Source organism: Bacillus sp. YH3-2-B2 (assembly GCF_053663335.1).
Genome location: NZ_JBSJQE010000002.1, coordinates 302,175 through 326,660 on the forward strand (window position 1 = coordinate 302,175; position 24,486 = coordinate 326,660).

Sequence of the window (24,486 nt, forward strand, 5' to 3'; positions counted from 1 at the left end):
TCATGAGGGGGAATTTTATTTTATTTTCCGCTAAGACGCATCGCCGAATGTTTAGTCGGTCCGATGTATTGGTTCAGCGGGAAAGATTCTTTGATTGCCGCAGTGATAAATTCTTTTGCCGCATAGATGGCTTCCTTCACTTCAGCGCCTTTGGCCAGTTCGGCCGTCACGGCGGCGGAGAATGTGCATCCGGCTCCGTGCGTGTAAGGTGTATCAATCATTTCGCTTTCTAATACTTCCGCGGTTTCTCCGTCATACAGCACGTCGATCGCTTTTTCATGTTTCAATTTGCCTCCGCCTGTAATCAATACATATTTCGCGCCGAGTTCGTGAATTTTCTTGGCCGCTTCTTTCATGTCTTCCACCGTTTTTAATTCATCCATACCGCTCAGCTGGCTTGCTTCAAACAGGTTTGGCGTGATGACGGTTGCCAGCGGCGCCAATTGGGTGCGAAGCGCTTCGGCATGCTCCGGATACAGCACTTCGTTCGCTCCTTTGCAGACCATGACAGGATCGATAACGACATTCTTCAGCTGTTTTTCTTTAATCGTTTTCGCCGCAAGCTCTATGATCTCCACGGTAGGGAGCATTCCCGTTTTCATGGCGTCTACGCCGATTCCGTCAACAATCGTCGCCAGCTGTGCGCGAATCGTATCGGCATCAACCGGAAATACTTGATGATCCCAGCTGTTCTCCGGGTCCATCGCTACGATCACGGTCAAAGCCGTCATTCCGTATACGTTTTTTTCTTGAAATGTTTTTAAATCGGCCTGAATTCCCGCGCCGCCGCTGGAATCAGAACCGGCAATAGTAAGTGCTTTGTGCATTGACATATCAATGGCCTCCATCAGTGTTTTATATCTCATTATAGTTAGATTTTCTCCCGATCACAATACGGAAGGCTTGGAGGAATGATTTGACAGCCCCGGGGGATGTGCGTACAATACCTACATAAGATTACTAGGTAAGGGTGAGAAAATAAATGCTCAACAGGGAGCTTGTAAAGGGAAGCACGGTCATTCTGGTGCTGACGCTGCTGAATGAACGGCCCATGTACGGGTATGAACTTGTGAAAGAAATGGAGAAAAGAAGCGGGAATGAACTGCAAATGAAGGAAGGCACGCTGTACCCATCGCTTCATAAGCTTGAACGCCAAAGCTATATTTCTTCTTACTGGGAAAAGCAGACCAAAGGGCCCGACCGAAAATATTACCGGATCACCGATGAAGGAAAAAACATTCTAGCCGAACGGACGAAGGAATGGAATCTGTTCTCCGCTCTGATGGACCGGATGCTGAAGCGGGGCGGGCAGAATGGATAAGGACCTTTATGTGCGGGAAATCAGAAAAGGGCTGGAAGGCAAGGCCGGAAGCCGTGAATTATTAAAGGAAATCGAAAGCCATATTCATCATGCCATTTGTGATCATCTGGAAAAAGGCAAAACCGAAAGCGAAGCGATGGAGCTTATTCTGCGGGAAGTGGGGACTCCGTCTGAGATTATCTCTGCTTTTCAAAAAGCTTCGGCGGTTCCCGCGCGGACTTTTATGCTCTTTTATCTGTTCTGCAACTGCGGTCTTTTTGTGATGGGGGCGATGATTACGATGATGCACGCGTGGAGGGTTCATCCCGCAGTTGACGCGCTGTGGAAAGGGGTTTCCGTTTCAGTATGGCTGATTATGATCGGTTATGTGCTGTATTGGTTCCAAATCGGCTATCAAGCTGGCAAAGAGTTCGGGGCAGGCGGCAAAAAGCTTGCTGAGCGGACGGTATGGGCTTCAATGGTGCCGAATCTATGTTTTATGTTTGTCTTTTTGTTCAATCTGGTTCCGGCTGGGCTGTTTCCTTCGGCGGTCACACCGAGTTTTGCGGCAGTATGCGCCGTTGTGACGGTATGTTTTCCGTTTTGCGGCAAAATAGGTTTTTACGCAGGCAGGCAGAGACTTGCCTGATCTTTTTTACTATATACATAGGGAATCTATATAGGGGTGTTAAAATGAGATTAGGTTCGTGGATGTACGGTGCGTGCGCCCAAATAGCCGTTACCGTATTTACCGTCTGCGGCTTGGTTCTTGCATTGCCCGTTGTGAGTCTTTTTATTATGTTTCTGAATGGGATGCAAGACGCTATTTTTGTTGTTTTCAGTATTTTGCTTCTTCTATTGTTTTATGCGCTGGGATGGATTTGGGCTGTTTCGTTTGCGCGTGAGTGGAAGGTGAAACTTTTCGAGCTGCAGATCAGCTCGCTCATTCCGCTGGCGGGTATATTATACTTGTACATTGACAGCGGGGTGAGTATACCGGAACTGATTCATGATTGGCATGAGGATGGATGTGCGCTTGTCCCGCCGGCTTTTGTCTGCTTGTGCACATGCTATGCGATGGTGCTGGTGCCTGTTTATCAATCAAAACTTTGGAATGCCATGGAGGCGGGCAGACTTAATGCCAAGGCGGTATGCACTGTTTGGGGAGACCTTCTGATCATTCTGGTTTTGCTGGCGGGGATGACGTGGATTTGTTTCTGAATGGGCCGAAATCAAAAATCCCCCCTGATCTCTCCGCCGCTTTATGTTTTAATAGAACATGAGAAAAAGCAGAAGGAGCGGGTCATGAATATATCAATTGTCATAGTCACGTATAATCGGATTCCGGCTTTGTGTGAACTGCTGGAGTCGATTTCCAGGCAGACCATTAAGCCTTATGAAGTCATCATCGTAAATGATGCCGGGGAATCGGTCGAACAAGCGAAGCAGCTGTACAGCGATCTGCCGATTCAGATTATTGATTTAGAACAGAATGCCGGACATGTGGAAGCGCGGAACGCAGGTGTGAAAAAAGCGTCGGGTGATTACATCATGCTGTGCGATGATGATGATTTCATTACGCCGGGCCATTTGAAAAGAATGGCGGCTGCACTTGCTGATGCGGATTTTGTCCATTCTGACGCGGAAATTGTGTCATTTGAAGAACGGGGCGGCACGAGATACCCGGTGTCACGAAAGCCATTCGCCTATACGGCGGATTATGCGGATATGCGGGTATTTTCCACGTACGTTCCGTCAGGCAGCATGTACAGACGTTCTCTGCATGACACGTTAGGGTATTTTGATCCGGATGTCCATAATTATTGGGATTGGGACTTTTATTTGCGCGCCGCGAAACAGCACTGTGTGAAGCGTGTTCCTTGCGCAAGCGTCATATATGCGTTTTTTGAGGGAGGCGGCAATCAGTCCGCGGATCTCGGCGGCAAACGGAAGCGGTACTTAGACCGGTTAAGCGAAAAGCACGGGCTTGGGGAGCTCCCGACGAAAAACTTCGCGGTTCTTCTTGGAGAGCCGGACATGAAGAGGCGGGAGGCGCCGACTGACATTGTGTGGGACGGAAAGCCCGTCCATTCAAGACTGCACAGTTCATAAGGGGGACGGACAGTTTGAAACAGCTTTTAAAAGACAGCTGGTGGAATCAGCTGAAAGATGAATTTGACAAACCGTATTATCAAGAGCTGAGAGAGATGCTGAAACAAGAATACAGCAGCCAAACGATTTATCCTGACAGCCATGATATTTTTAACGCCTTGCATTATACGCCCTATGAGGATGTAAAAGCGGTCATTCTCGGACAGGACCCGTATCACGGGCCAGGACAGGCGCATGGGCTTAGTTTTTCCGTTCAGCCCGGGGTCAGACAGCCGCCGTCTTTGAAAAATATTTTCATAGAGCTTCAGGACGATATCGGCTGCTCCGTACCGAACCACGGATCGCTCGTCAGCTGGGCGAAGCAGGGAGTGCTTTTGTTAAACACAGTGCTTACGGTTCGCCGCGGTCAGGCCAATTCCCACAAAGGCAAGGGGTGGGAGCGGCTCACTGACCGCATCATTGATGTGGTGAATGAAAGAGAGAAGCCGATTGTCTTTATCCTGTGGGGGCGTCACGCGCAGATGAAAAAAGAGCGCATTGACACATCGAAACACATTATTATTGAATCGACTCATCCGAGCCCGTTTTCGGCAAGGAACGGTTTTTTCGGGAGCAGACCGTTTTCCCGTACAAACGCCGCCCTTGAAAAAATGGGGGAGCAGCCGATCGATTGGTGCATCCCCGACCTGCCGCAATAAACGGTTTTTTGAGGCGCTTCCGCCCGGCGGAAGCGTCTTTTTTGACGTTCCGGGCGGTATGCCGTCAGAAAAAATAACAAACTCCATTCTGCGATTCGCTCAGAAATTTGATAAAATGCAGGAAGAAGACAAATTACTGCTGGAGGATTTACTCATGAACATACATATCTCTGCTTTAATTCAGAAGATGGAAGAAGAACTGAGGCAGGCGAAAACGGCGACCCGCACCGAGGAGGTCAAAATGCACGCGGCCGCCATCCGCTCTCTGTGTGATGTCGTGCTCGGCACTCAGACGCACACCGCTCCGGCGCCTGTGCAGAATCCGATTCCGAAAGCGGCGCCGAAACCTTCCGCGTCTCCTTCGACAGACCCGCTGCTGCTTGAAAAAATGATGGGCAGCGCCGGGCTGAACCAATATCAGAAAAAAGCGAAAGACGAACGTGAGGAAGACGGAAACGGGGATTCCATTTTCGATTTTTAACAGGAGAGGTTGATTGACTTGAAACTGATACTCGGGGGTTTGCAATGGACGGCATTTATGATTGCGGCTGCGATTGTAGTTCCTGTCGCCATCGCACAATCATTTCACTTGAACCATGCCGATTCTGCCGCATTGATTCAGAGCACATTTTTTGTGCTTGGCGTCGCTGCGGTCATCCAATGTCTCCAGGGACATCGTCTGCCGATTAATGAAAGCCCGGCAGGCTTATGGTGGGGCGTATACACGATTTACGGCGGACTGACGGGCACGGTGTTTGCGACATTCGGCGAGACGCTGCGGGCGCTGCAGGGGGCGCTGTTATTAAGCGCTGTCTTTTTCTTTTTGTTCAGCCTTTTTAAAGTGATTGAACGGCTGGCCGTGCTGTTTACGCCGGTTGTGACCGGTGTGTATCTGCTGCTGTTGGTCATGCAGCTGAGTCAGCCGATTGTGAAAGGCCTTTTGGGCATCGGCTATTTAAAAAACAGCGTCGACGGCCTTGTATTCGGGCTCGCCATGGTTGTGACGGCGGCGATGTTCATCATGTCCCGATCGAATGTTACGTTCTTAAGACAGTATGCGATTCTCCTTTCGCTTGCCGGCGGATGGATCTTATTCGCCGTCTTCGGCGCTGCCAAACCGATTCAGATACCGGATCGCGTGATTCAGCTGCCGGTTCTTTTTCCGTTTGGAAAACCCGTGTTTGACAGCGGCTTGATCATTACGTCACTCTTCATTACCGTGCTTTTGATTGTCAACATGCTCGCGAGCATCCGGGTTGTAGAAGCGGCGGTGAAAAAATTCGGCGGCACCGTTGGGAAACGGCGTGAGCGTCCGGCAGGGTTTGCGGCTTCGATCAGCCACCTTTTGAGCGGGCTGTCAGGGGGCATTGCGCCTGTGCCGATTTCAGGGGCGGCCGGTTTTATTGAGACGACGAAGCTTCCTTCGAAAAAGCCGTTTCTTTTGGGAAGTGTATTTGTCATGATCATCAGTATGATCCCGCTATTTATGAATGCGTTTGCGAGTCTGCCCTCACCGGTCGGCTTTGCGGTAAACTTCGTCGTTTTCTCCACGATGGCGGGTCTTGCCTTTACAGAGTTTGACTCTTATGAGAAAGCGGAGCAAAAACGAATCCGCTCCATTATCGGTCTGGCGCTCCTCACGGGGGTCGGCGTAATGTTTGTGCCGGAGAGCGCGTTATCAGGGATGCATCCGATCCTGATTTCGCTCTTAAGCAACGGCCTTGTGCTCGGGACGCTGCTGGCGATAGCGATTGACCGAATCCAGCTTATCAAAAAGAAAAAATCCGACAATCTCGTGTCATCGGATGACGGACGTTGAATTTTGCCGATGTTGGGTTATGATTGAATTGGAAACTTTAACGAAAAGGCGGGAGAAAAATAGATGAAAGTGTTTATTATTCTTGGTGCGATTAACGCTTTATTGGCCGTGGCGCTGGGCGCTTTCGGCGCGCATGGGCTTGAAGGGAAAATCCCCGATAAATATTTGCAGGTGTGGCACACAGGCGTGCAATATCATATGTATCACGCGCTCGGTCTTCTGGCTGTCGCGTTTTTGGCCGAAAAGCTTTCTGGCGCAGGCAGTGTTTCTGTTGCGGGCTGGCTGATGTTTGCGGGAATCGTTCTGTTTTCAGGAAGCCTGTACGTATTGAGCGTGACGCAGATTTCCATTCTCGGCGCGATTACACCGCTCGGCGGCGTGGCGTTTATCATCTCTTGGATTATGATTATCGTCGCGGCCGTCAAATATTTATAAAGAAAAAAAGCCAATCCTCTGTCAAGTGAGCGATTGGCTTTTTGATTTATCTCGGAGAATAAGAAGACATGGAGTACGGATAAGTATAAGCGATTTCCTCATCAAACGTGATGTAATCAAGGTAAATGGTCAGAAGCAGATAGCGGGTGCCCGTTTTCGGATCGCTGATGATGATATGGTCACGTCCCGCCGCCTCAATCACACCGCGGAAAATCTTTGAATTCCATTCTTTGCTGTTTTCAAATGTCATATAAATCGTCGCCGTTTTGCCCCGGTTCAACCGCAGAATATTTTCAATGTATGACTCTTCAATCGGCAGCATGCCGGGAACGTTTTGTGACGATGATGGACCTGACGGGATTTGAAAGCTGCCGCCGCCCTGCTGCTGCGGCTGGCCGGGGAACCCCCCGCCGAAGCCCTGCTGGCCTTGCTGCATCGGCATTGTCATTTGCTGCTGCATCGGCATCATTTGTGATCCTTGGCCCTGAGGCTGCGGATAAGGATTAGGCCCGAGCTGCGGCTGGAATCCTTGCATATCCATTCCCATCCCCATCCCCTGCATTTGCTGATATTGATTCTTTTTCGGTTTCATATTGTTCCTCCTTTGATGAAAACCTCTTGATGCTGAAACCTCCTGACAAGTATCAGACAGCCGACAGAGCGGCTGCTGTTTTTATCTATTCCACCATATGAGCCCAAAGAAAGATTTATGCGAAAAAAGAAAATACGATCCAATGTTTCCGGATATCAGAGCCGGCTTTTTTTGTGCGCGCAATGCTGACTTTTCACATAATAGTCTGTATTCCTAGCGCATCTTCCGCATAAGGAACATATGATAGCGGTAGTTTCAGGTGCGAAAAGGGGGTGACGAGTTGCCTAAAGTGTCAGTGATCATGACGAGCTATAACAAAAGTGACTATGTGGCCCGCTCTATTAAAAGTATTCTGTCTCAGACGTTTACAGACTTTGAACTGTTCATTATGGATGACAACTCAAATGAAGAGACATTGGCGGAAATACGTCCTTTTCTCACGGATGACCGCGTCCGGTTTTATCAAAGCGATGTATCGGGCGTCAAAGAAAGAACGGAAAAAACACGCTACGCCGCTTTGATTAATCAGGCAATAGAAATGGCGGAGGGCGAGTACGTGACGTATGCGACCGACGACAACACGTATGTGCCGGAACGGCTTGAGAAAATGGTGAAAGAGCTTGATGAAGACCCGGAAAAAGCCGTCGTGTATTCAAGTTCCAAAACCTATCATCTGAATCAGCGGAAAGAGACGGTGAAGGAGACGGCCAGGCCCGCCGAACGGATCGTGTGGAACGCGCCGTGCGCCATTGACCATTGTTCGGTCATGCACCGGTTTTCCGTGCTGGAACAGGTCAAATCGGCATTCGGTTCCTATTGGGATGAAAGCCCCGCGTTTTACCGTATCGGTGACGCCCGTTTCTTTTGGAGAGTGAATCATTTTTATCCGTTTTACCCGATTTCTGAGGAGCTTGATATCAATTATATTACCGATCAATCCATCCATTATCAGCTTTTCGCGGCGGAGAAAAACGAGTTTGTGAACAGCCTTCCGCAGCAGACCACGTGCCGGGAGCTGAGGGAATCATTAAAAAAGCTTGGAAAGGGGTGAGGGCTTGTCGGCATACTTAGCGAATTATTGGGTGCTGTACCGGCAGTATATTGACCTTTTTCAGTCACTTCGCTACAAAGACATCCCGCTCGCATTGATCAGTAATTTTTATCAATATATCAGTCCGGCGCTTCGGGAGAGCATGGAGCAGAACCCAGAGCTTTTCGGTCCGGCGGATCAGCATATTCCTGAAGCCGGTATTCAGCCTTATTATGATCAAAAAAGGCAAAACATTAAGAAAACAGATGAGAAACCGGTAAACGGAAAAGTCATTCTGCATTTCGATCATCTTCGGTTCACCGAGGGAAATTACCGGCAGTTTGATCCGGCAAAAACAGCGGTACTGGCCAGGTGGAGTCTGCCTGACCATCATGGGCTGCCCGTTATCTGCAAATTGGAGCTGACGGAAATGGGACAAAAAGGGAACCCCGTCCCTTATATTGAAAAAGCCCATTCCATTTTGAAAGAGCTTCACAGCCATCCCGCTTTCGGAAACAGAGAATTTCAGGAACGTTTGTATAAAGACATCCCGTTATTTATTGAAGCGATTGACGCCGTTGATATTTTGTTTACGGCCGAGAAGATTTCCGCCGTTGTAGTCGGCACGACGGAGGATATTTACAGCCGTGTGCTGGCGCTGATGTCCGCGAAAAAAAACGCCGTCAGCATCTGTCTGCAGCACGGAGCGCTCATGGGAGATGAAGCGTTTCTGCCCGTATTTACGGACTATCAGGCCGTATTCGGGGCTTATGAAGCGGAGTGGTATAAAGCAAAAGGCTGCAGGGAGGAACAAATCATCATCACGGGGCATCCCCGTTTCGACGAGATTTTCTCAAGAGAGCCGATAGATCGGGACATGTTTTACCGCAAACTTTCTTTTCTCCCGTCACAGCGGACGGTGCTGATCGCCACGCAGCCGTTTTCTGATGAATTTTATACGGGAGTGCTTGAAGAGCTTGCCGGCCAAAAGAACATGCAGCTCATTATTAAACCTCATCCGTGGGAAATCGGCAAAAACAAGCTGGATGCTTACAATCAGGTGCTGCGGAAATATAAAGCAGGCAAAATCATCAAAAAAGAGATGGAGCTGTATGATATTCTCCCGTATGTTGACGCTGCGGTGACACAGACATCAACGGTCGGTCTTGAAGCGATGCTGTTTCAAAAGCCCGTGCTGATCGGAAAATCAGCGGGAACCCGCCGATACCCTTATTATCATTCACTTGGAGAATTTGTCTTTGAGGACCCGCAGGCACTCGCTCAGGAATTAATCCGGATATGCGAAAGCCCCGCAGCATATCAAAAAGCGGAACAGGCGCGCCGTGCTTTTGTCGCCGCGAACTACCCGGTTCAGGATTCGCTTGCCGCTTTATGTCAAGTGCTTCAGGAAAAAACCGGAGTCAGCTTCAGACGGGTTGACCCTTCATAAAAAAGATAGGAGCGCAAAAAAAATGGTGCAAAAAAGATCAGCTTTTCTTCCCTATTCATTGCCCATGATCGGGAAGGACGAAATTCAGGAGGTTATTGATACGCTTGAATCGGGCTGGCTTTCAAAGGGACCGAAAGTAGAGGCGTTTGAAAAAGCCTTTGCCGCCTGGACGGGGGCAAAGCACGCGATCGCGCTGAACTCATGTACCGCCGCTTTGTTTTTGGCCCTGAAAGCGAAAGGGATCGGTCCCGGTGACGAGGTCATCACGTCTGCCGTGACGTTCAGTTCAACAGCCAATACAATCGTGCACACAGGCGCCGTTCCGGTGTTTGTTGACATCGATCCGCTTACGCTGAATGCAGACCCTGAAAAAATTGAGGCGGCCGTCACCCCGCGGACAAAAGCGATTGTACCCGTTCATTTCGCCGGCCAGTCGTGTGATATGGATCAGATTCTGGCCATTGCCGAAAAGCATCAGTTATTTGTCTTAGAGGATGCCGCACATGCCGTGTATACCACTTATAAACAGAAAATGATCGGATCAATCGGTGATGCGACGGCATTCAGCTTCTACGCGACAAAAAACCTGGCAACCGGTGAAGGCGGCATGCTGACGACGGACGATGACGGGCTTGCCGATCAGATCAGGGTGCTCAGCCTTCACGGCATGAGCAAAGGCGCGTGGAACCGCTATTCTTCAAACGGAAGCTGGTACTACGAGGTCGAAACGCCCGGCTATAAAATGAATATGTTTGATCTTCAGGCAGCGCTTGGGCTTCATCAGCTGAAACGGATTGACAGCATGCAGCAAAGAAGGGCTGACATTGCAAGCCGCTACCAGGACGCTTTCAGAGACATGAAAGGGCTGACCGTCCCGTATGTCAGTGATGACGGGCGGCATGCATGGCATCTGTATGTTCTTCAAATAGAGGAGCAGGAGGCCGGGATCAGCCGGAACGATCTGATTTCCGCTTTGAAAGACCAATATAATATCGGCACAAGTGTGCATTTTATTCCGGTTCCGTTCCATCCGTATTATCAAAAAACGTACGGATATAAGGAAACTGATTTTCCGGCCGCGGCCGCGTATTATCACCGCACCGTATCACTCCCTCTTTATCCGTCAATGACAGATGATGACGTTGAATACGTCATTGCAGCCGTTACGGATATCGTCAAAGGGGCTGATTAGGTGTACAGACTGAGGGAAAATCTTGCGCAGGACATGATTCATGCCTTCCTGCATCAGAAGGGCATTCATCCGGAAGCCTATGAATCGTCGCTCTGTTTATTGGAAGAAAACAGCCTTCAAGGCGTGATTTTATATGAAAACTCTTCGTGGGAAAGTCAATTGTTCCGAAAAAATATCATCAATGTGAAGCTTGCAGCCGCAAACAGCACCGGACAGCTCAAAAGGCTGTTTCAGGAATTTTACGCGGCAAGGCGGGCGGACGGCACTGATTTTATATTTATTAAAATACCGGCTGAAGATATCGGCGCGATGCAGGTCGTGCAGCAGCTTCCGAACGCTTATTTTGTAGGGAGTCTTCTCAAGCTCGTCAGTCCGGTGCGTGTATATAACAGCACGCCGCCGTTTGAGATTACAGAAGCCGGACCCGGCGACACGGAAGCGATCAGCCGGCTGGCCCGCGACGCCTTTACAAAAAGCAGGTATTATCAGGACCCCCATCTCAGCTATGAAAGTGCAAACCGCCTGTTTGAAGAGTGGGCGCGGAATAACGCGGAAGGAAGAGCTTCGTTACAATTCCTCGCCAAATATAAGGGAGAGACCGCGGGCTTTGTTCAGGGGCTGTCTAAAGGCGATGAATTCGTCCTTGATCTGATGGCGGTAAAGCCGGGCTTTGAAGGAAAAGGAGCGGGATACCATTTAGCGGCGCACGTGATTGAACAATCATTGCGTTTTCAGCATAAGACTGTATCAGCGGGAACGCAGCTCCACAATGTAAGAGCCATCCGCCTGTATGAAAGAATGGGATTTAAAGCGGATGCGTCCTATTATTACTATCATGTGTGGCCCGGGAAGGAGGCGGACTGATGGCATCATGCAAAATCGGAACGAAGTCAATCGGCGAAGGTTCGCCCGTATTCATCATCGCCGAAGCCGGAATTAATCATGACGGAAAACTGAGCCAGGCGTTTGAATTGATAGATGCGGCCAGTGAGGCCGGCGCGGACGCGGTCAAGTTCCAAATGTTTCAGGCTGACAAAATGTATCAGAAAGACCCCGGCTTATACAAAACCGCTGCGGGAAAAAACGTCTCTATTTTTTCTTTGGTGCAATCAATGGAAATGCCCGCTGAGTGGATCGAACCGCTGCTTGAATATTGTAAGAAAAAAGGCGTGCTGTTTTTAAGCACGGTATGTGACGAAGGCTCTGCCGACTTACTGTATGCGACTTCCCCTTCAGCTTTTAAAATCGCCTCCTACGAGCTGAACCATCTGCCGTTATTGAAATATGTCGCGGGGCTGAAGACCCCGATTATCTTCTCCACCGCGGGCGCTGATATTTCAGATATTCAGGAGGCTTATCAAACCATTACCGGCGAGGGGAACAAAGAAATTGCGATCATGCATTGTGTGGCGAAATATCCCGCACCGCCTGAATACAGCAATCTGAGCGTCATTCCCATGCTTGCCGCCGCATTCCCGGATGCAGTGATCGGTTTCTCCGATCACAGCGCCCATCCGTATGATGTGCCGTGCGCGGCTGTCAGGCTCGGAGCGAAACTGATTGAAAAGCATTTTACGATCGATAAAAACCTGCCCGGTGCTGATCACTCCTTCGCCCTCAATCCGGATGAATTAAAAGAAATGGTTGCGGCGATCCGCTCAGTTGAAGCGGAGCTGCGGCAGGGGCATCACGCTCCGGTGCCGGAAGTGCTGTCGGGAAGTTCCCATAAAACGACGACACCGATTGAAGGGGATATCAGAAGGTTCGCTTACAGAGGCATTTTTTCAACAGCGCCGATTCAAAAAGGCGAATGTTTTACGGCGGAAAACCTTGCCGTCCTTCGTCCCGGCCAAAAACCGCAGGGGCTTCACCCGAGATATTTTGAGCTTTTAACTGACGGCGCGCGTGCGGTCAGGGATATCCCCGCCGACACGGGCATCACTTGGGATGACCTTTTGACGAAAGGCAGCCCATATGATGACTGACATTTTGTTTATCATTCAGGCGCGGATGGGAAGCGGGCGTCTTCCCGGCAAAGTGCTGAAACCGATCGGCGGGTATACGATCCTCGATATGATTGTCAAAAGGGTTCGGCAAAGCGCGTTTTACGATCAATCACGGGATAATCTGATCGTCGCCGTGTCTGACAGCAAGACCGACGACATTCTGTCTGCGTACTGCCTCAGCAACCGCTACCGTGTGCACCGCGGCAGCGAACAGCGTGTGCTTGACCGGTTTGCACAAGTCATCGAACAAGTAAAACCGGACATCGCAGTCAGACTGACGGGGGATAACCCGTTTGTCGACCCTTCGCTGCTTGATTTTCTGATTCAATCGCATTTAGATCAGCACGCAGACTACACGTATATCTGCGGTACACCGCTCGGGATCGGCGGCGAGGCGGTGAACGCGCGCCTTTTAACGGAGATCAATGCGGACAAAACGCTGGCGGACAAATATCAGGAGCATGTCACCCTTTTGATAAGAGAATCTCCTGAGAGGTACCGGCTTCTCTTTCCTGAGCCCCCGCAGGAACTCCGGGCTCCTCACTTGCGGATGACCGTCGATACAGAAGAGGACTACAGGCTGGCCCGCGAGCTGTACGTAAAAGCGGGCTCGCGTCCTGATATTCCGGCAAAAGAATTGATCCATCTGCTGAATCGTGATCCGGAGCTCAGGGCCATTAATCAAATGATCCGGCAAAAAGAGGCTGATTAGCGTGCGGGTTTTGATTTTCGCGGACGGGGGCCGTGACATCGGCATGGGGCACGCGGTTCGGATGAAGCTGCTTGCCGGTGCCATTAAGAACAATTGCTCAATAACGTTCTACACAAATAAAGAGGCTTCTTCTTATCTGTCATCTGATCAATGGGAAGTGATCATCAAGCCTGACAAGGGACAGAAGGAATTTATTGTCCGGGAAATAAACAGGCGGGCTCCCGACCTTCTCATATTCGATCTGCTCGATATGCCGTGTGACTGGCTGGAGGAAATCAAAAAGCATTCATCGGCTCGTATCGTCTTATTTGAAGAAAAGAGGGAACATGTCATTCATTTATGCGATGCCGTTATAAACGGCATTTACGGCGGGCTGAAAAGCCGGACGGTTCAAATGGGCAGCGCCGCGGTATATGAAGGCCCGGATTATATGATTCTTCATCCGGGTTTTGAAAAAGCCAAACAGCTTTATCAGCTGAATAAAGAATGCCGGACCATATTGGTCTCTTTAGGAGGAAGCGACCCGAAGAAGCTTGTCTTTAAAGTGATGGAAGCATGCCGCCGCATCCCCGGCATTCAGCGGAAACGAGTGATCATCGTCATGGGCGGCGCCGCGCCTCATGCTGATGACGTGCGCGCGCATCTCACACAAATGCCTTATGCCGAGATGGTAAGGCAGACAAATGACATGGCCGCGCTTCTCACGAGGGCTGATATGGCCATCGTGTCCGGCGGGATCACCTTATATGAGACCATTTGTACAGGTGTGCCCTGCATCGTTCTTTCTCAAGTGGAGCATCAAACTGAGACGGCGGAAAAATTCGCCGCACGAGAGGCCGCCGTTCATCTCGGCCTGGGAGAACACACCGCGGCGGACGTGCTCGCTCGGCATATGTCTGAGCTGGCTGCTGATTATCCGAGACGGCTCGGGCTTCATCAGAACGGAAAGCCGCTGGTTGACGGCAGGGGCATTAAACGGGCGGCGGCGATTCTTTATGATTTGTGATAAAACCACACGTAAGGAAGTGTTCATGTGAAAGGTGTTATCTTAGCCGGAGGCACCGGCTCACGCCTTATGCCGCTGACAAAAGCGGTCAATAAGCATTTACTCCCTGTCGGTCCATATCCGATGATTTACTGGTCGATCATGAAGCTGGAAGAAGCGGGGATTACGGATATCTTGCTGATTACGCAAAAAGAATATATTCCGCAATTTCATAAACTTCTCGAAACCGGAGAAGAGCTCGGCGTCTCAATCACATATCAGGTTCAGCCAGCCGCATCCGGCATTTCCGACGGTTTATCATACGCAAAGCGGTTTACCGGGCGCGATCCGTTCGTTCTGCTTTTGGGAGATAATATTTTTGAAGATTCATTAAAACCTTATACGGAGCGTTTCGCAAAGCAGGGAAAAGGAGCGAAAGTGCTGCTGAAAGAAGTTGACGATCCGGAGCGCTTCGGCATCGCCGAGATTGATGAGGAAAACAAACGGATCAAGTCGATCATTGAAAAGCCGGAGCAGCCGCCGACCAGACTATGCGTCACGGGGATCTACATGTACGACGCAGAAGTGTTTTCTTATATTGAACAAATTTCTCCTTCAAAACGCGGCGAACTGGAAATTACGGATGTCAATAATTTATACATTGAACACAGTGAGCTGACGTATGATGTGTTAACGGGCTGGTGGGTGGATGCGGGCACGCATGAATCGCTCTATCTCGCCGGAAGCCTGGCGCATCAGGCATTACAGAAAGGACAGGAGCATTAATCATGCCAAAATCATATTTAATTACAGGGGGCGCCGGATTTATCGGCCTTACCTTCACAAAGATGATGCTGAAAGAAACAGATGCGCAGATTACCGTCCTGGATAATCTCACGTATGCAAGCAGGCCGCTTGAAATAGAAGCCTTAAAAAAGAACGGCCGTTTCCGTTTTATCAAAGGTGACATTTCTGAAAAAGAGGACATTGACAAAGTCTTTTCCCAAATGTATGACGCTGTCATTCATTTTGCGGCTGAATCCCATGTGGACAGAAGCATAAATCAGGCAGAGCCGTTCATCACAACAAATGTGATGGGCACATACCGACTGGCGGACGCGGTGTTACAGGGAAAAGCCGGCAGGCTGATTCACATTTCCACAGATGAGGTGTACGGAGATTTGGCACCGGATGATCCCGCTTTTACAGAGACGACGCCGCTTTCTCCGAACAATCCGTATTCCGCCAGCAAGGCAAGCTCAGACCTGATTGTCATGTCTTATGTGAAAACCCATAAGCTTCCTGCCATCATTACGAGATGCAGCAACAATTACGGGCCGTACCAGCACCACGAGAAAATGATTCCGACCATTATCAGGCATGCCGTAAACGGCACGCCGGTTCCGCTGTACGGCGACGGGATGCAGATCAGAGACTGGCTGTTTGCGGAAGATCATTGCCGCGCCATTAAGCTCGTGCTGGAAAAAGGAACACTCGGCGAAATTTACAATATCGGCGGAGGAAATGAACGGACGAATAAAGAGCTTGCGTCATTTATCATGAAGGAGCTCGGTGTCGAGGAACGGTTTGCTCATGTCGAAGACAGAAAAGGGCATGACCGCCGTTACGCCATCAATGCTTCAAAGCTGAAAAATGAGCTGGGATGGCGGCAGGACGTCACATTTGAAGAAGGAATGAGAAGAACCATTCGCTGGTATACAGACAGCCAAGACTAATCGGAAAGAAGGGGATCCGATTGACGAAGGTATTAGTAACCGGAGCGGCCGGTCAGCTGGGGCGGGAGTTATGCCGCCAGCTGAAGCGGGAAGGGTATGAAGTGATCGCCTTGACAAAAGCGATGATGAACATATCCGACCAGCGTTCGGTGCGGCACTCGTTCAGCCATTACAAGCCGGATATCGTCGTCAATACGGCGGCATACACCTCCGTTGACAAATGTGAAACGGAGCTCGACAAAGCGTATTTAATAAACGGAATCGGCGCTTATTATGCCGCGCTTGAGGCTGAAAACACCGGCGCGAAATTCATTCACATCAGCACCGATTATGTCTTCAGCGGCAAAGGAACACGGCCATACCAGACCGATGATCCCGCAGATCCGGGCACGATTTACGGAAAAAGCAAAAAACTCGGCGAAGAACTGATCCGGTTAACGGGAAAAAACCACACCATTATCAGAACGTCGTGGGTGTACGGCAGCGGCGGGCACAACTTTGTCAATACGATGCTGAAACTTGCGGATACACATGATCAGGTTCGTGTCGTTAACGATCAAGTCGGCGCACCGACGTACACAAAGGATTTAGCCGAAACGGTGATCGGTCTGTTTGACAAGCCGCCGGGCTTGTACCACGCCGCAAACAGCGGAGTGTGCAGCTGGTATGAATTTGCCAAGGCTATTTTTGAAGAAAGCGGCAGAACCGCCGCCGTGCTGCCCGTCACGACGGAGGAATACGGAAATGAGACGCCGCGCCCCGCTTACTCGGTGTTGAGCCTTGAGTCGATTGAACGGCAGGGGCTCGGCATGAGGCATTGGCGGGAAGCGCTGCAGGATTATTTACAAAGGGAGGGACAGTGCAAGTGATCGAAGGCGTAAAAATTAAAAAGCTGATCAAACACAGCGATGACCGGGGTTTTTTCTCAGAACTCGTCCGTGACGATGAACATCTCTTAGAGCGTTTCGGGCAGGCTTCCTGGTCCAAAAGCTATCCCGGCGTCATTAAAGCGTTTCACTATCATGAGAAACAGGATGACCTGTGGTTTTTCCCGACGGGCCACGCCCAGGTCGTGCTGCATGACCTTCGCGAAGAGTCGGCAACCAAGGGAGAAACGGATGTCTACTACATGGGAGAAGACAATCCGATGCTCCTTCTCATTCCCAAAGGCGTCGCACACGGGTACAGAGTGCTGGGCGAAACCCCGCTGACCATTATTTATTTCACGACAATGTCCTACAATCCGGATCAGCCTGACGAAAAAAGAATCCCGTGGAATGATGACACCATCGGATTTGACTGGCAGACGGCTCACCGGTAGCGCACAAGACGAAGACAGCGGATGTCTTCGTTTTTTTGTGCTGATTCATCTCGCGAAAAATAAATGATTGAATATTCTAAAAAATAATTTACTTCCATGGATAAAGGTGGTAGATTATTCTCAGGAAAAGAGAAACCCAATTCGCGAATGGAATCATCAGACACGCTTTTCCGGCAGAGGACGCTCTGAATCCTATATGATCTGGAGGAATTCATGATGTTAAAAAGAAAATCATTTTCTGCCTTTCTCATCAGTGCTGCGGTATTTTCAGCTGTGTTCTTGCCATCTTTTCATGCGAACGCCCAATCTGCCGTTATTGAAGCGAAAACCGTCAATAGTACGAAAGAATACGCGACGTCTGATATTGAAGTCACATACAAGCCGAATGCGCTGCTTGCCGTCGGGGCCGTTGAATTTCAATTTCCTGACGGGTTCAACGCCACTGTGAGGGACTCTGTAAACGGAAGAACACTGAAAGAAACGCAAATTCTCAACTACGGAAAAACGGTCAGACTTCCGCTTACCCTTGACTTATTGGGCGCGTCTGAATACAATCTCGTCCTGGTGCGTAAAAACCTTCCGCGCGCGGGCACGTATACAATTAAAGGCGATTACGTAAACGGTTTGGGGGCCGGCAGTCTCTATGCCGAAACAAAGCTGGTTATTGACCCGCGTTAATCCGGGATGAAAGAGGCTGACAACAGCCTCTTTTTTGATGCGCAAAATCCTGGCATGAATCTTGCATATAAAAAGGGGTGTAACGACAATGTGAAAGGGATTGATGGGTTTTGGTGTAAAAGCGCTTACATTTCGTTCTGCCGGTAATTGAAGCTTACACGTAAAATACGATGAGGTGATAAAACATGTCAGCCAACCCGCTTTCTAAAAGCAATCAGAAAGATGAAGAAAAAGAAGTTCTTAATTTGTTCTTGTCCACACAATCGATCATAAAAGAAGCCCTGCGCAAACTGGGGTATCCTGACAATATGTATGAACTGATGAAAGAGCCGATGCGGCTTTTGACCGTCCGCATCCCCGTCAAAATGGACAATGGTTCAGTACAGGTTTTCACGGGCTACCGCTCACAGCATAATGACGCAGTCGGCCCGACAAAAGGGGGCGTGCGGTTTCATCCGGAAGTCAGTGAAGAAGAGGTTAAGGCGCTTTCCATCTGGATGACTTTAAAATGCGGCATCACAAATCTTCCTTACGGGGGCGGAAAAGGCGGCATCATCTGTGATCCGCGGACGATGTCATTCGGAGAGCTGGAACGGCTGAGCCGCGGATATGTGCGCGCGATCAGCCAGATCGTCGGCCCGACAAAGGATATTCCGGCTCCCGACGTATATACCAACTCGCAGATTATGGCATGGATGATGGACGAATACAGCCGCCTGAGAGAATTTGATTCACCGGGATTCATTACGGGCAAACCGATTGTTCTCGGCGGTTCACAGGGGCGGGAGACGGCGACCGCGCAAGGCGTCACGATTTGTATTGAGGAAGCCGTTAAGAAAAAAGGGATTCCATTGGAAAATGCGCGGATCATCATTCAGGGGTTCGGAAATGCGGGGAGCTTTCTCGCTAAATTTATGCATGACGCCGGCGCCAAGGTGATCGGCATCTCAGATGCCCACGGTGCTTTGTATGACCCTGACGGCCTTGACATTGATTACCTGCTGGATAAGCGGGACAGCTTCGGCACGGTGACGAATCTCTTCTCTGATGTCATAACGAACCGGGAGCTGCTGGAAAAGGACTGTGATATTCTCGTGCCTGCCGCAATCTCCAATCAGATAACGGCTGAAAACGCCCATCACATTAAAGCCTCAATCATTGTGGAGGCGGCGAACGGCCCGACAACGATAGACGCCACGAAAATCCTGAATGAAAGAGGCGTGCTTCTCGTGCCGGATATTTTGGCAAGCGCCGGCGGCGTGACGGTGTCTTATTTTGAATGGGTGCAAAATAATCAAGGCTTTTACTGGTCTGAGGAGGAAGTCGCCGGAAAACTGCGCAGCGTCATGGTGAATTCGTTTGAATCCATTTATCAGACAGCGCATACCCACAAAGTCGATATGCGTTTGGCCGCCTATATGACAGGCATCAGAAAGTCGGCTGAAGCGGCCCGGTTCCGCGGCTGGGTCTAAGTGTTATCCGCAAAGAGATTTTGCATCAGTTATATAGCGGATTGCAAAATTTCTTTGCGTTTTCAGATTGCAGCTGACAGATTCGGACAAGCTTTCGGCAAAGATTATCTTTTTTTATCACAAATTGCTATGCTGGTATGCTTCTTGCATCTTTATTAAGCGTGAGCACACATTACAAAATACGGGGAGGAATTCTAATGACAGTTTCATACGCACACGAACCATTTACAAATTTTCAGGAAGAGACAAATAAACAATCGTTTCAGGAAGCGCTGGCTTATGTGAATTCACAGCTCGGCAAGCATTATCCGCTTATCATCAACGGTGAAGCGATTGAAACGGATAAAAAGATCATTTCCGTCAATCCGGCAGATAAAAAAGAAGTGATCGGTTCTGTATCGGCAGCCGGAAAAGAACTTGCGGAAAAGGCCATGCAGGCTGCGCTGCAGGCATTTCAAACATGGAAAAAAGTACGGCCGGAACACCGCGCGAATGTGCTGTTTAAAGCGGCGGCGATCATCCGCAGAAGAAAGCACGAATTCTCCGCGTACCTGGTGAAAGAAGCGGGAAAACCGTGGAAGGAAGCGGATGCGGATACGGCGGAAGCGATCGACTTTTTAGAGTATTACGCCCGTCAGATGCTGAAACTGAAAGACGGTTCTCCTGTAAAGAGCCGTGACGGAGAATATAATCAGTATCATTATGAGCCGCTTGGGGTGGGAATCGTCATTTCTCCATTCAACTTCCCGCTTGCGATCATGGCGGGAACGGCGGCGGCAGCCATCGTAACAGGCAACACGATACTTCTGAAACCGGCGGATGCGGCGCCTGTCGTGGCGGCGAAATTCGTTGAAGTAATGAAAGAAGCGGGCCTGCCGGACGGCGTGCTCCAATTCATACCGGGCGACGGAGGAGAAATCGGCGACTATCTGGTTGAGCATCCGAAGACGAGATTTGTGTCGTTTACAGGCTCCCGCGCGGTCGGATGCCGCATCTATGAACGCGCCGCAAAAGTACAGCCGGGCCAAAAGTGGCTGAAACGGGTCATTGCCGAAATGGGAGGGAAAGATACGGTGCTTGTAGACAGAGATGCTGATCTTGATCTTGCCGCTTCCTCAATCGTGTATTCCGCCTTCGGATTCTCAGGACAAAAATGTTCAGCCGGTTCGCGTGCGGTCATTCATCAGGACGTCTATGATGAAGTTGTTGAAAAAGCCGTCGCTTTAACAAAATCACTCACCGTCGGAAGTCCGGAAGATTTTGATACATACATGGGGCCAGTCATCCACGAAGCATCTTATAATAAAGTCATGAGTTATATCGAAATCGGCAAAACAGAAGGAAAACTCCTGACGGGAGGCGAAGGTGATGATTCAAAAGGATACTTTATTCAGCCGACCATTTTTGCGGATGTTGATGAAAACGCCCGCCTGATGCAGGAGGAAATTTTCGGGCCTGTCGTCGCGATCTCAAAAGCCCGTGATTTCGACCATATGCTTGAGATTGCCAATAATACCGATTACGGACTGACGGGCGCTCTGTTATCGAAAACCCGCGCGCACATTGAACGCGCCCGCGAAGATTTTCACGTGGGAAATCTATACTTCAACCGCGGCTGTACGGGAGCGATTGTCGGATACCAGCCGTTCGGCGGCTTCAATATGTCAGGAACCGATTCGAAAGCCGGAGGACCTGACTATCTGATTCTTCATATGCAGGCAAAAACAACGTCTGAAGCCTATTAATCTTTCGGAAATAGCGCGATGAAAAAAGAGTCGCGCTATTTTCTCTATATGAGGGTAAGGAGGATGGAATATGTATCAGCAGCTCAGCAAAATGCTTCCGGAGGAGAAAATAGAAGCCATTACGAAATCACTGGTGGCCTTAAACAGCATCAACGGCACATTGGGAGAAGGAAAAAAAGCCGACTATATCAAAGATATGATCAAGAGCTTTCCCTACTTTCAGGAGAATCCGTCACATGTGTGGGAGCAGGCGATTCCTGAGGACCCTTACGGCCGCAAAAATATTTTCGCATTTATTGAGGGAAACGGCGAAAGCCTGAATACGGTCATTTATCACGCTCATCTTGATACGGTCGGCATCGAGGATTTCGGCCCTTTAAAAGATATCGCTTTTGATTCCGACCGTCTCGCGGAATATTTCTCAAACTATGAATTTGATCGGGATGTGCAGCGGGACGCCCGCTCAGGCGAGTGGATGTTCGGAAGGGGTTCGGTTGATATGCAGAGCGGTATTGCCGTTCATCTCGCCAATCTGCTTCACTTTTCTGAACGGCGCGATCAGCTGCCGGGCCATATTTTGTTCATGGCAAACCCGGATGAAGAAAGCCAGCATTCCGGCATTTTAACCAGCATTTCTGAATTAAAACGGCTGAAACAAGAAAAGCAGCTTCGTTATTTAGCAGCGATTAACAATGACTTCATCACGCCGCTGTATGAGGGTGACACGACAAGGTACATATACACGGGTGCGGCAGGGAAGCTTTTGCCTTGCTTTGCGATTTACGGGCGGGAGGTGCATGTCGGAGATACGCTGTCCGGCATCGATCCGAATTTGATCGCGTCAGAAATCACCAGAAGAATTCACAACAATATTCATATGGCGGAAAACATTGAAGGGGAGCTTGTGCTTCCGCCGACCTGCCTCTACCAGCGTGACAATAAGGAAGCGTATAACGTGCAGACCGCCGTCAGCAGCTATGTCTATTTTAATTATTTTATTTACGAGAAAACCGCCAAAGAAGTCATGGATCAGCTGACCGCCGTGGCTGACGAAGCCTGCAAAGAGACAGAACAAAAATTATCTGATTATTATGACGAATACTGCGAGAGAACGAGCCTGCCGAAAAAAGAGATGTCATGGAACGTTCAAGTGTACAGTCTGGAAGATTACCTGAAAAGGCTGAGAAGCCGCGGGATAGACCCTGCACAGTGTATCGGGCAGGCATTTAAAACATATGAACATCTTGAACTGCGGATGAGATGTTTTAAAGCCGTCGAAGAACTGCAAAAACTCGATCCTGAGCAGGGAGCCAAAGTCATTATTTTCTATGCGCCGCCTTATCTTCCGCACAATTATCTGAAGGAAGAAAGCACACGGGACCGGCTTTTGCAGCATGTCATTCAAGAAGCGGTCGATAAAACAGCGGCATCAACCGGAGAAACATTCGTCTTTAAAAAGTTTTTCCCTTATTTAGCGGACGGAAGCTTTTTATCGCTGCATGAAACAGACGAGGAGGTCTCCGCCTTTACCGATAATTTTCCGGGCTGGGATGTCATCGGGACGATTCCTTTTAAAGAAATCAGGGAATTGAATATTCCGTCGGTCAATATAGGGGTATACGGAAAGGACGGCCATAAATGGACGGAACGCGTGTACAAACCGTACACATTCCATGTGCTGCCGGAACTCATTCAGCAGACGACAATGCACCTTTTGCACAGCTGCCGATTAGACATACGCACAAATGGCTGACATAACGGAATAAGGGGGATGTATATGCAGGGAGATACCAATCAAAATGAATTGCAGCGCACGATGAAGGGCCGGCATTTGTTTATGATCGCCCTCGGCGGCGTGATCGGGACGGGGCTTTTTCTGGGCTCCGGTTTTACGATCAGTGAAGCGGGGCCGATCGGCGCGATATTGGCTTATGTGATCGGCGGATTTTTAATGTATCTGGTGATGCTTTGTTTGGGGGAGCTCGCGGTCGCTATGCCGGTCGCAGGATCATTTCAGGCGTATGCCGCAAAGTTTCTCGGGCCGTCGACGGGATTTACGATCGGATGGATGTACGCATTCAGCTGGGCCAATACAGTGGGGCTTGAGCTGACGTCGGCGGGGATTTTAATGCAGCGATGGTTTCCGGCCGTTCCGATTTGGGTGTGGTGCCTGGTATTCGGCGTCGTCATTTTTTCCATTAACGCGCTGTCTGCACGGAGTTTTGCGGAAATGGAATTTTGGTTTTCCAGCATTAAGGTCATGGCCATTGTATTGTTTATTATTCTCGGCTGCGCTGCGGTATTCGGCTTTGTCGGTTTTAACGGCGGGCAGACGGCTCCGTATCTGTCAAACTTTACGACGGACAAAGGGCTTTTCCCGAACGGTGCCCAAGCCGTGCTGTTTACCCTTGTCATGGTGAATTTTTCATTCCAGGGTACCGAACTGGTCGGAATCGCCTCGGGAGAAAGCGAAAATCCGGAAAAGACGCTTCCCCGCTCGATCCGAAACGTCATATGGCGGACGCTGTTTTTCTTCGTGCTGGCGATGTTTGTTCTCGTGTCCATTTTGCCGTATCAAACGGCAGGCGTCATCGAAAGCCCGTTTGTGGCTGTGCTGGATAAAATCGGCGTTCCTTATGCGGCTGATATCATGAACTTTGTCATTCTGACCGCCATGCTGTCGGTGGCGAATTCCGGGCTGTACGCTTCGTCCAGAATGATGTGGTCCCTATCAAAAACTAAGATGGGCCCCGCTTCCTTAACGAAACTGACGAAAAAAGGCGTGCCTCTGAAAGCTCTTTCCATCACCATCGCCATCTCCGGTTTATCCCTGCTGACAAGTGTAGTCGCGGCTGAAACGGTGTATGTGTGGCTCATTTCCATCTCCGGTATGATTACCGTCGTCGCGTGGATGTCAATCTGCGCTTCACAATTCGTTTTCCGGAGACGCTTTCTTGCTGAAGGAGGAAATCTGAAAGACCTGGCATTTAAAACGCCTCTTTATCCGATTGTGCCGATTCTCGGATTTTCGGTTTACGGTCTTATCTTAATCAGTCTCATCTTTATCCCCGACCAGCGTATCGGTCTGTACTGCGGCGTCCCGCTGATGATCATCTGTTACGCGTATTATCACTTCGGTATCAAAAAACGCCTGAAGCGTGAGCCGGCTTCTTCGGGAAAAGGCGCTGCCGGATAAGAAAAAA

The 24,486-nt window shown here is 49.7% G+C and carries 26 protein-coding genes; 24 read left to right on the forward strand and 2 right to left on the reverse strand.

The window, feature by feature from the left end:
* Positions 1-20: 20 nt before the first annotated feature.
* Positions 21-833: a bifunctional hydroxymethylpyrimidine kinase/phosphomethylpyrimidine kinase gene (locus ACWJJX_RS06430; RefSeq protein WP_326361928.1), complete on the reverse strand. Its 813-nt coding sequence runs from the start codon at positions 831-833 to the stop codon at positions 21-23.
* 149 nt (positions 834-982) lie between these two features.
* Here ACWJJX_RS06430 and ACWJJX_RS06435 point away from each other — a divergent pair, with 149 nt between their 5' ends.
* The 8 genes from ACWJJX_RS06435 (at position 983) to ACWJJX_RS06470 (ending at position 6,364) form a co-directional block, all read left to right on the forward strand.
* Positions 983-1,321 carry a PadR family transcriptional regulator gene (locus tag ACWJJX_RS06435; protein WP_003150960.1) on the forward strand — a complete coding sequence of 113 codons (339 nt, stop codon included), beginning with the start codon at positions 983-985 and terminating at the stop codon, positions 1,319-1,321.
* On the forward strand, positions 1,314-1,949 hold the full coding sequence (locus tag ACWJJX_RS06440) for a permease prefix domain 1-containing protein (RefSeq protein ID WP_326998272.1): 636 nt from the start codon (positions 1,314-1,316) through the stop codon (positions 1,947-1,949). The genes ACWJJX_RS06435 and ACWJJX_RS06440 overlap by 8 nt, the downstream gene beginning before the upstream one ends.
* A 44-nt stretch (positions 1,950-1,993) precedes the next feature.
* Positions 1,994-2,521 carry a hypothetical protein gene (locus ACWJJX_RS06445; protein WP_094247402.1) on the forward strand — a complete coding sequence of 176 codons (528 nt, stop codon included), beginning with the start codon at positions 1,994-1,996 and terminating at the stop codon, positions 2,519-2,521.
* A gap of 84 nt (positions 2,522-2,605) precedes the next feature.
* Positions 2,606-3,412, forward strand: coding sequence for a glycosyltransferase family 2 protein (locus ACWJJX_RS06450; protein WP_094247918.1), 807 nt, complete (start codon positions 2,606-2,608; stop codon positions 3,410-3,412).
* A 14-nt stretch (positions 3,413-3,426) separates the two neighbouring features.
* On the forward strand, positions 3,427-4,110 hold the full coding sequence (locus ACWJJX_RS06455; RefSeq protein ID WP_012118732.1) for a uracil-DNA glycosylase: 684 nt from the start codon (positions 3,427-3,429) through the stop codon (positions 4,108-4,110).
* A 58-nt stretch (positions 4,111-4,168) separates the two neighbouring features.
* Positions 4,169-4,591, forward strand: coding sequence for a YwdI family protein (locus ACWJJX_RS06460; RefSeq protein WP_015387535.1), 423 nt, complete (start codon positions 4,169-4,171; stop codon positions 4,589-4,591).
* A gap of 18 nt (positions 4,592-4,609) precedes the next feature.
* Positions 4,610-5,929: a purine/pyrimidine permease gene (locus ACWJJX_RS06465; RefSeq protein ID WP_003150968.1), complete on the forward strand. Its 1,320-nt coding sequence runs from the start codon at positions 4,610-4,612 to the stop codon at positions 5,927-5,929.
* A gap of 63 nt (positions 5,930-5,992) precedes the next feature.
* A complete protein-coding gene (locus ACWJJX_RS06470; RefSeq protein WP_003150969.1) occupies positions 5,993-6,364 on the forward strand; it encodes a DUF423 domain-containing protein in 372 nt (123 codons plus the stop codon).
* A 46-nt stretch (positions 6,365-6,410) separates the two neighbouring features.
* On the opposite strand, the gene gerQ is transcribed toward ACWJJX_RS06470, so the two are convergent.
* Positions 6,411-6,956 carry a spore coat protein GerQ gene (gene gerQ / locus ACWJJX_RS06475; RefSeq protein WP_003150971.1) on the reverse strand — a complete coding sequence of 182 codons (546 nt, stop codon included), beginning with the start codon at positions 6,954-6,956 and terminating at the stop codon, positions 6,411-6,413.
* 280 nt (positions 6,957-7,236) lie between these two features.
* On the opposite strand from gerQ, the gene ACWJJX_RS06480 reads away from it, so the two are divergent.
* From ACWJJX_RS06480 to ACWJJX_RS06555, 16 genes are all read left to right on the forward strand, one after another.
* Entirely contained in the window at positions 7,237-8,007 is a 771-nt protein-coding gene (locus tag ACWJJX_RS06480) for a glycosyltransferase family 2 protein (protein WP_024085938.1), read from the forward strand.
* Positions 8,008-8,011: 4 nt separating this feature from the next.
* A complete protein-coding gene (locus tag ACWJJX_RS06485; protein ID WP_326998273.1) occupies positions 8,012-9,436 on the forward strand; it encodes a capsular polysaccharide export protein, LipB/KpsS family in 1,425 nt (474 codons plus the stop codon).
* A gap of 22 nt (positions 9,437-9,458) precedes the next feature.
* Positions 9,459-10,628, forward strand: a complete 1,170-nt coding sequence (locus ACWJJX_RS06490) for a DegT/DnrJ/EryC1/StrS family aminotransferase (RefSeq protein ID WP_166705909.1) — start codon at positions 9,459-9,461, stop codon at positions 10,626-10,628.
* Entirely contained in the window at positions 10,629-11,492 is an 864-nt protein-coding gene (locus ACWJJX_RS06495; protein ID WP_173612939.1) for a GNAT family N-acetyltransferase, read from the forward strand.
* Positions 11,492-12,613: an N-acetylneuraminate synthase family protein gene (locus ACWJJX_RS06500; protein ID WP_024085936.1), complete on the forward strand. Its 1,122-nt coding sequence runs from the start codon at positions 11,492-11,494 to the stop codon at positions 12,611-12,613. The genes ACWJJX_RS06495 and ACWJJX_RS06500 overlap by 1 nt, the downstream gene beginning before the upstream one ends.
* Positions 12,606-13,346, forward strand: a complete 741-nt coding sequence (locus tag ACWJJX_RS06505) for a cytidylyltransferase domain-containing protein (protein WP_182069091.1) — start codon at positions 12,606-12,608, stop codon at positions 13,344-13,346. Before ACWJJX_RS06500 ends, ACWJJX_RS06505 begins: the two co-directional genes overlap by 8 nt.
* Before the next feature lies 1 nt (position 13,347).
* On the forward strand, positions 13,348-14,352 hold the full coding sequence (locus tag ACWJJX_RS06510; protein ID WP_182069089.1) for a glycosyltransferase: 1,005 nt from the start codon (positions 13,348-13,350) through the stop codon (positions 14,350-14,352).
* Between the two features lie 27 nt (positions 14,353-14,379).
* Positions 14,380-15,117 carry a sugar phosphate nucleotidyltransferase gene (locus ACWJJX_RS06515; protein ID WP_003150981.1) on the forward strand — a complete coding sequence of 246 codons (738 nt, stop codon included), beginning with the start codon at positions 14,380-14,382 and terminating at the stop codon, positions 15,115-15,117.
* 2 nt (positions 15,118-15,119) lie between these two features.
* Entirely contained in the window at positions 15,120-16,067 is a 948-nt protein-coding gene (rfbB, locus tag ACWJJX_RS06520; RefSeq protein ID WP_094247409.1) for a dTDP-glucose 4,6-dehydratase, read from the forward strand.
* A 20-nt stretch (positions 16,068-16,087) separates the two neighbouring features.
* Positions 16,088-16,936: a dTDP-4-dehydrorhamnose reductase gene (gene rfbD / locus ACWJJX_RS06525; protein ID WP_077723005.1), complete on the forward strand. Its 849-nt coding sequence runs from the start codon at positions 16,088-16,090 to the stop codon at positions 16,934-16,936.
* Positions 16,933-17,388: a dTDP-4-dehydrorhamnose 3,5-epimerase family protein gene (locus ACWJJX_RS06530; RefSeq protein WP_003150986.1), complete on the forward strand. Its 456-nt coding sequence runs from the start codon at positions 16,933-16,935 to the stop codon at positions 17,386-17,388. The genes rfbD and ACWJJX_RS06530 overlap by 4 nt, the downstream gene beginning before the upstream one ends.
* 216 nt (positions 17,389-17,604) lie before the next feature.
* Entirely contained in the window at positions 17,605-18,066 is a 462-nt protein-coding gene (gene bslB / locus ACWJJX_RS06535) for a biofilm surface layer hydrophobin BslB (RefSeq protein ID WP_003150988.1), read from the forward strand.
* A gap of 185 nt (positions 18,067-18,251) precedes the next feature.
* Positions 18,252-19,538: a Glu/Leu/Phe/Val family dehydrogenase gene (locus ACWJJX_RS06540; RefSeq protein WP_003150991.1), complete on the forward strand. Its 1,287-nt coding sequence runs from the start codon at positions 18,252-18,254 to the stop codon at positions 19,536-19,538.
* 197 nt (positions 19,539-19,735) lie between these two features.
* Positions 19,736-21,283, forward strand: a complete 1,548-nt coding sequence (pruA, locus tag ACWJJX_RS06545; RefSeq protein ID WP_003150992.1) for an L-glutamate gamma-semialdehyde dehydrogenase — start codon at positions 19,736-19,738, stop codon at positions 21,281-21,283.
* A gap of 70 nt (positions 21,284-21,353) precedes the next feature.
* Positions 21,354-23,036 carry a M20 family metallopeptidase gene (locus ACWJJX_RS06550; protein ID WP_146283964.1) on the forward strand — a complete coding sequence of 561 codons (1,683 nt, stop codon included), beginning with the start codon at positions 21,354-21,356 and terminating at the stop codon, positions 23,034-23,036.
* 24 nt (positions 23,037-23,060) lie between these two features.
* On the forward strand, positions 23,061-24,479 hold the full coding sequence (locus ACWJJX_RS06555) for an amino acid permease (RefSeq protein ID WP_172615065.1): 1,419 nt from the start codon (positions 23,061-23,063) through the stop codon (positions 24,477-24,479).
* The last annotated feature ends 7 nt before the right edge of the window (positions 24,480-24,486 follow it).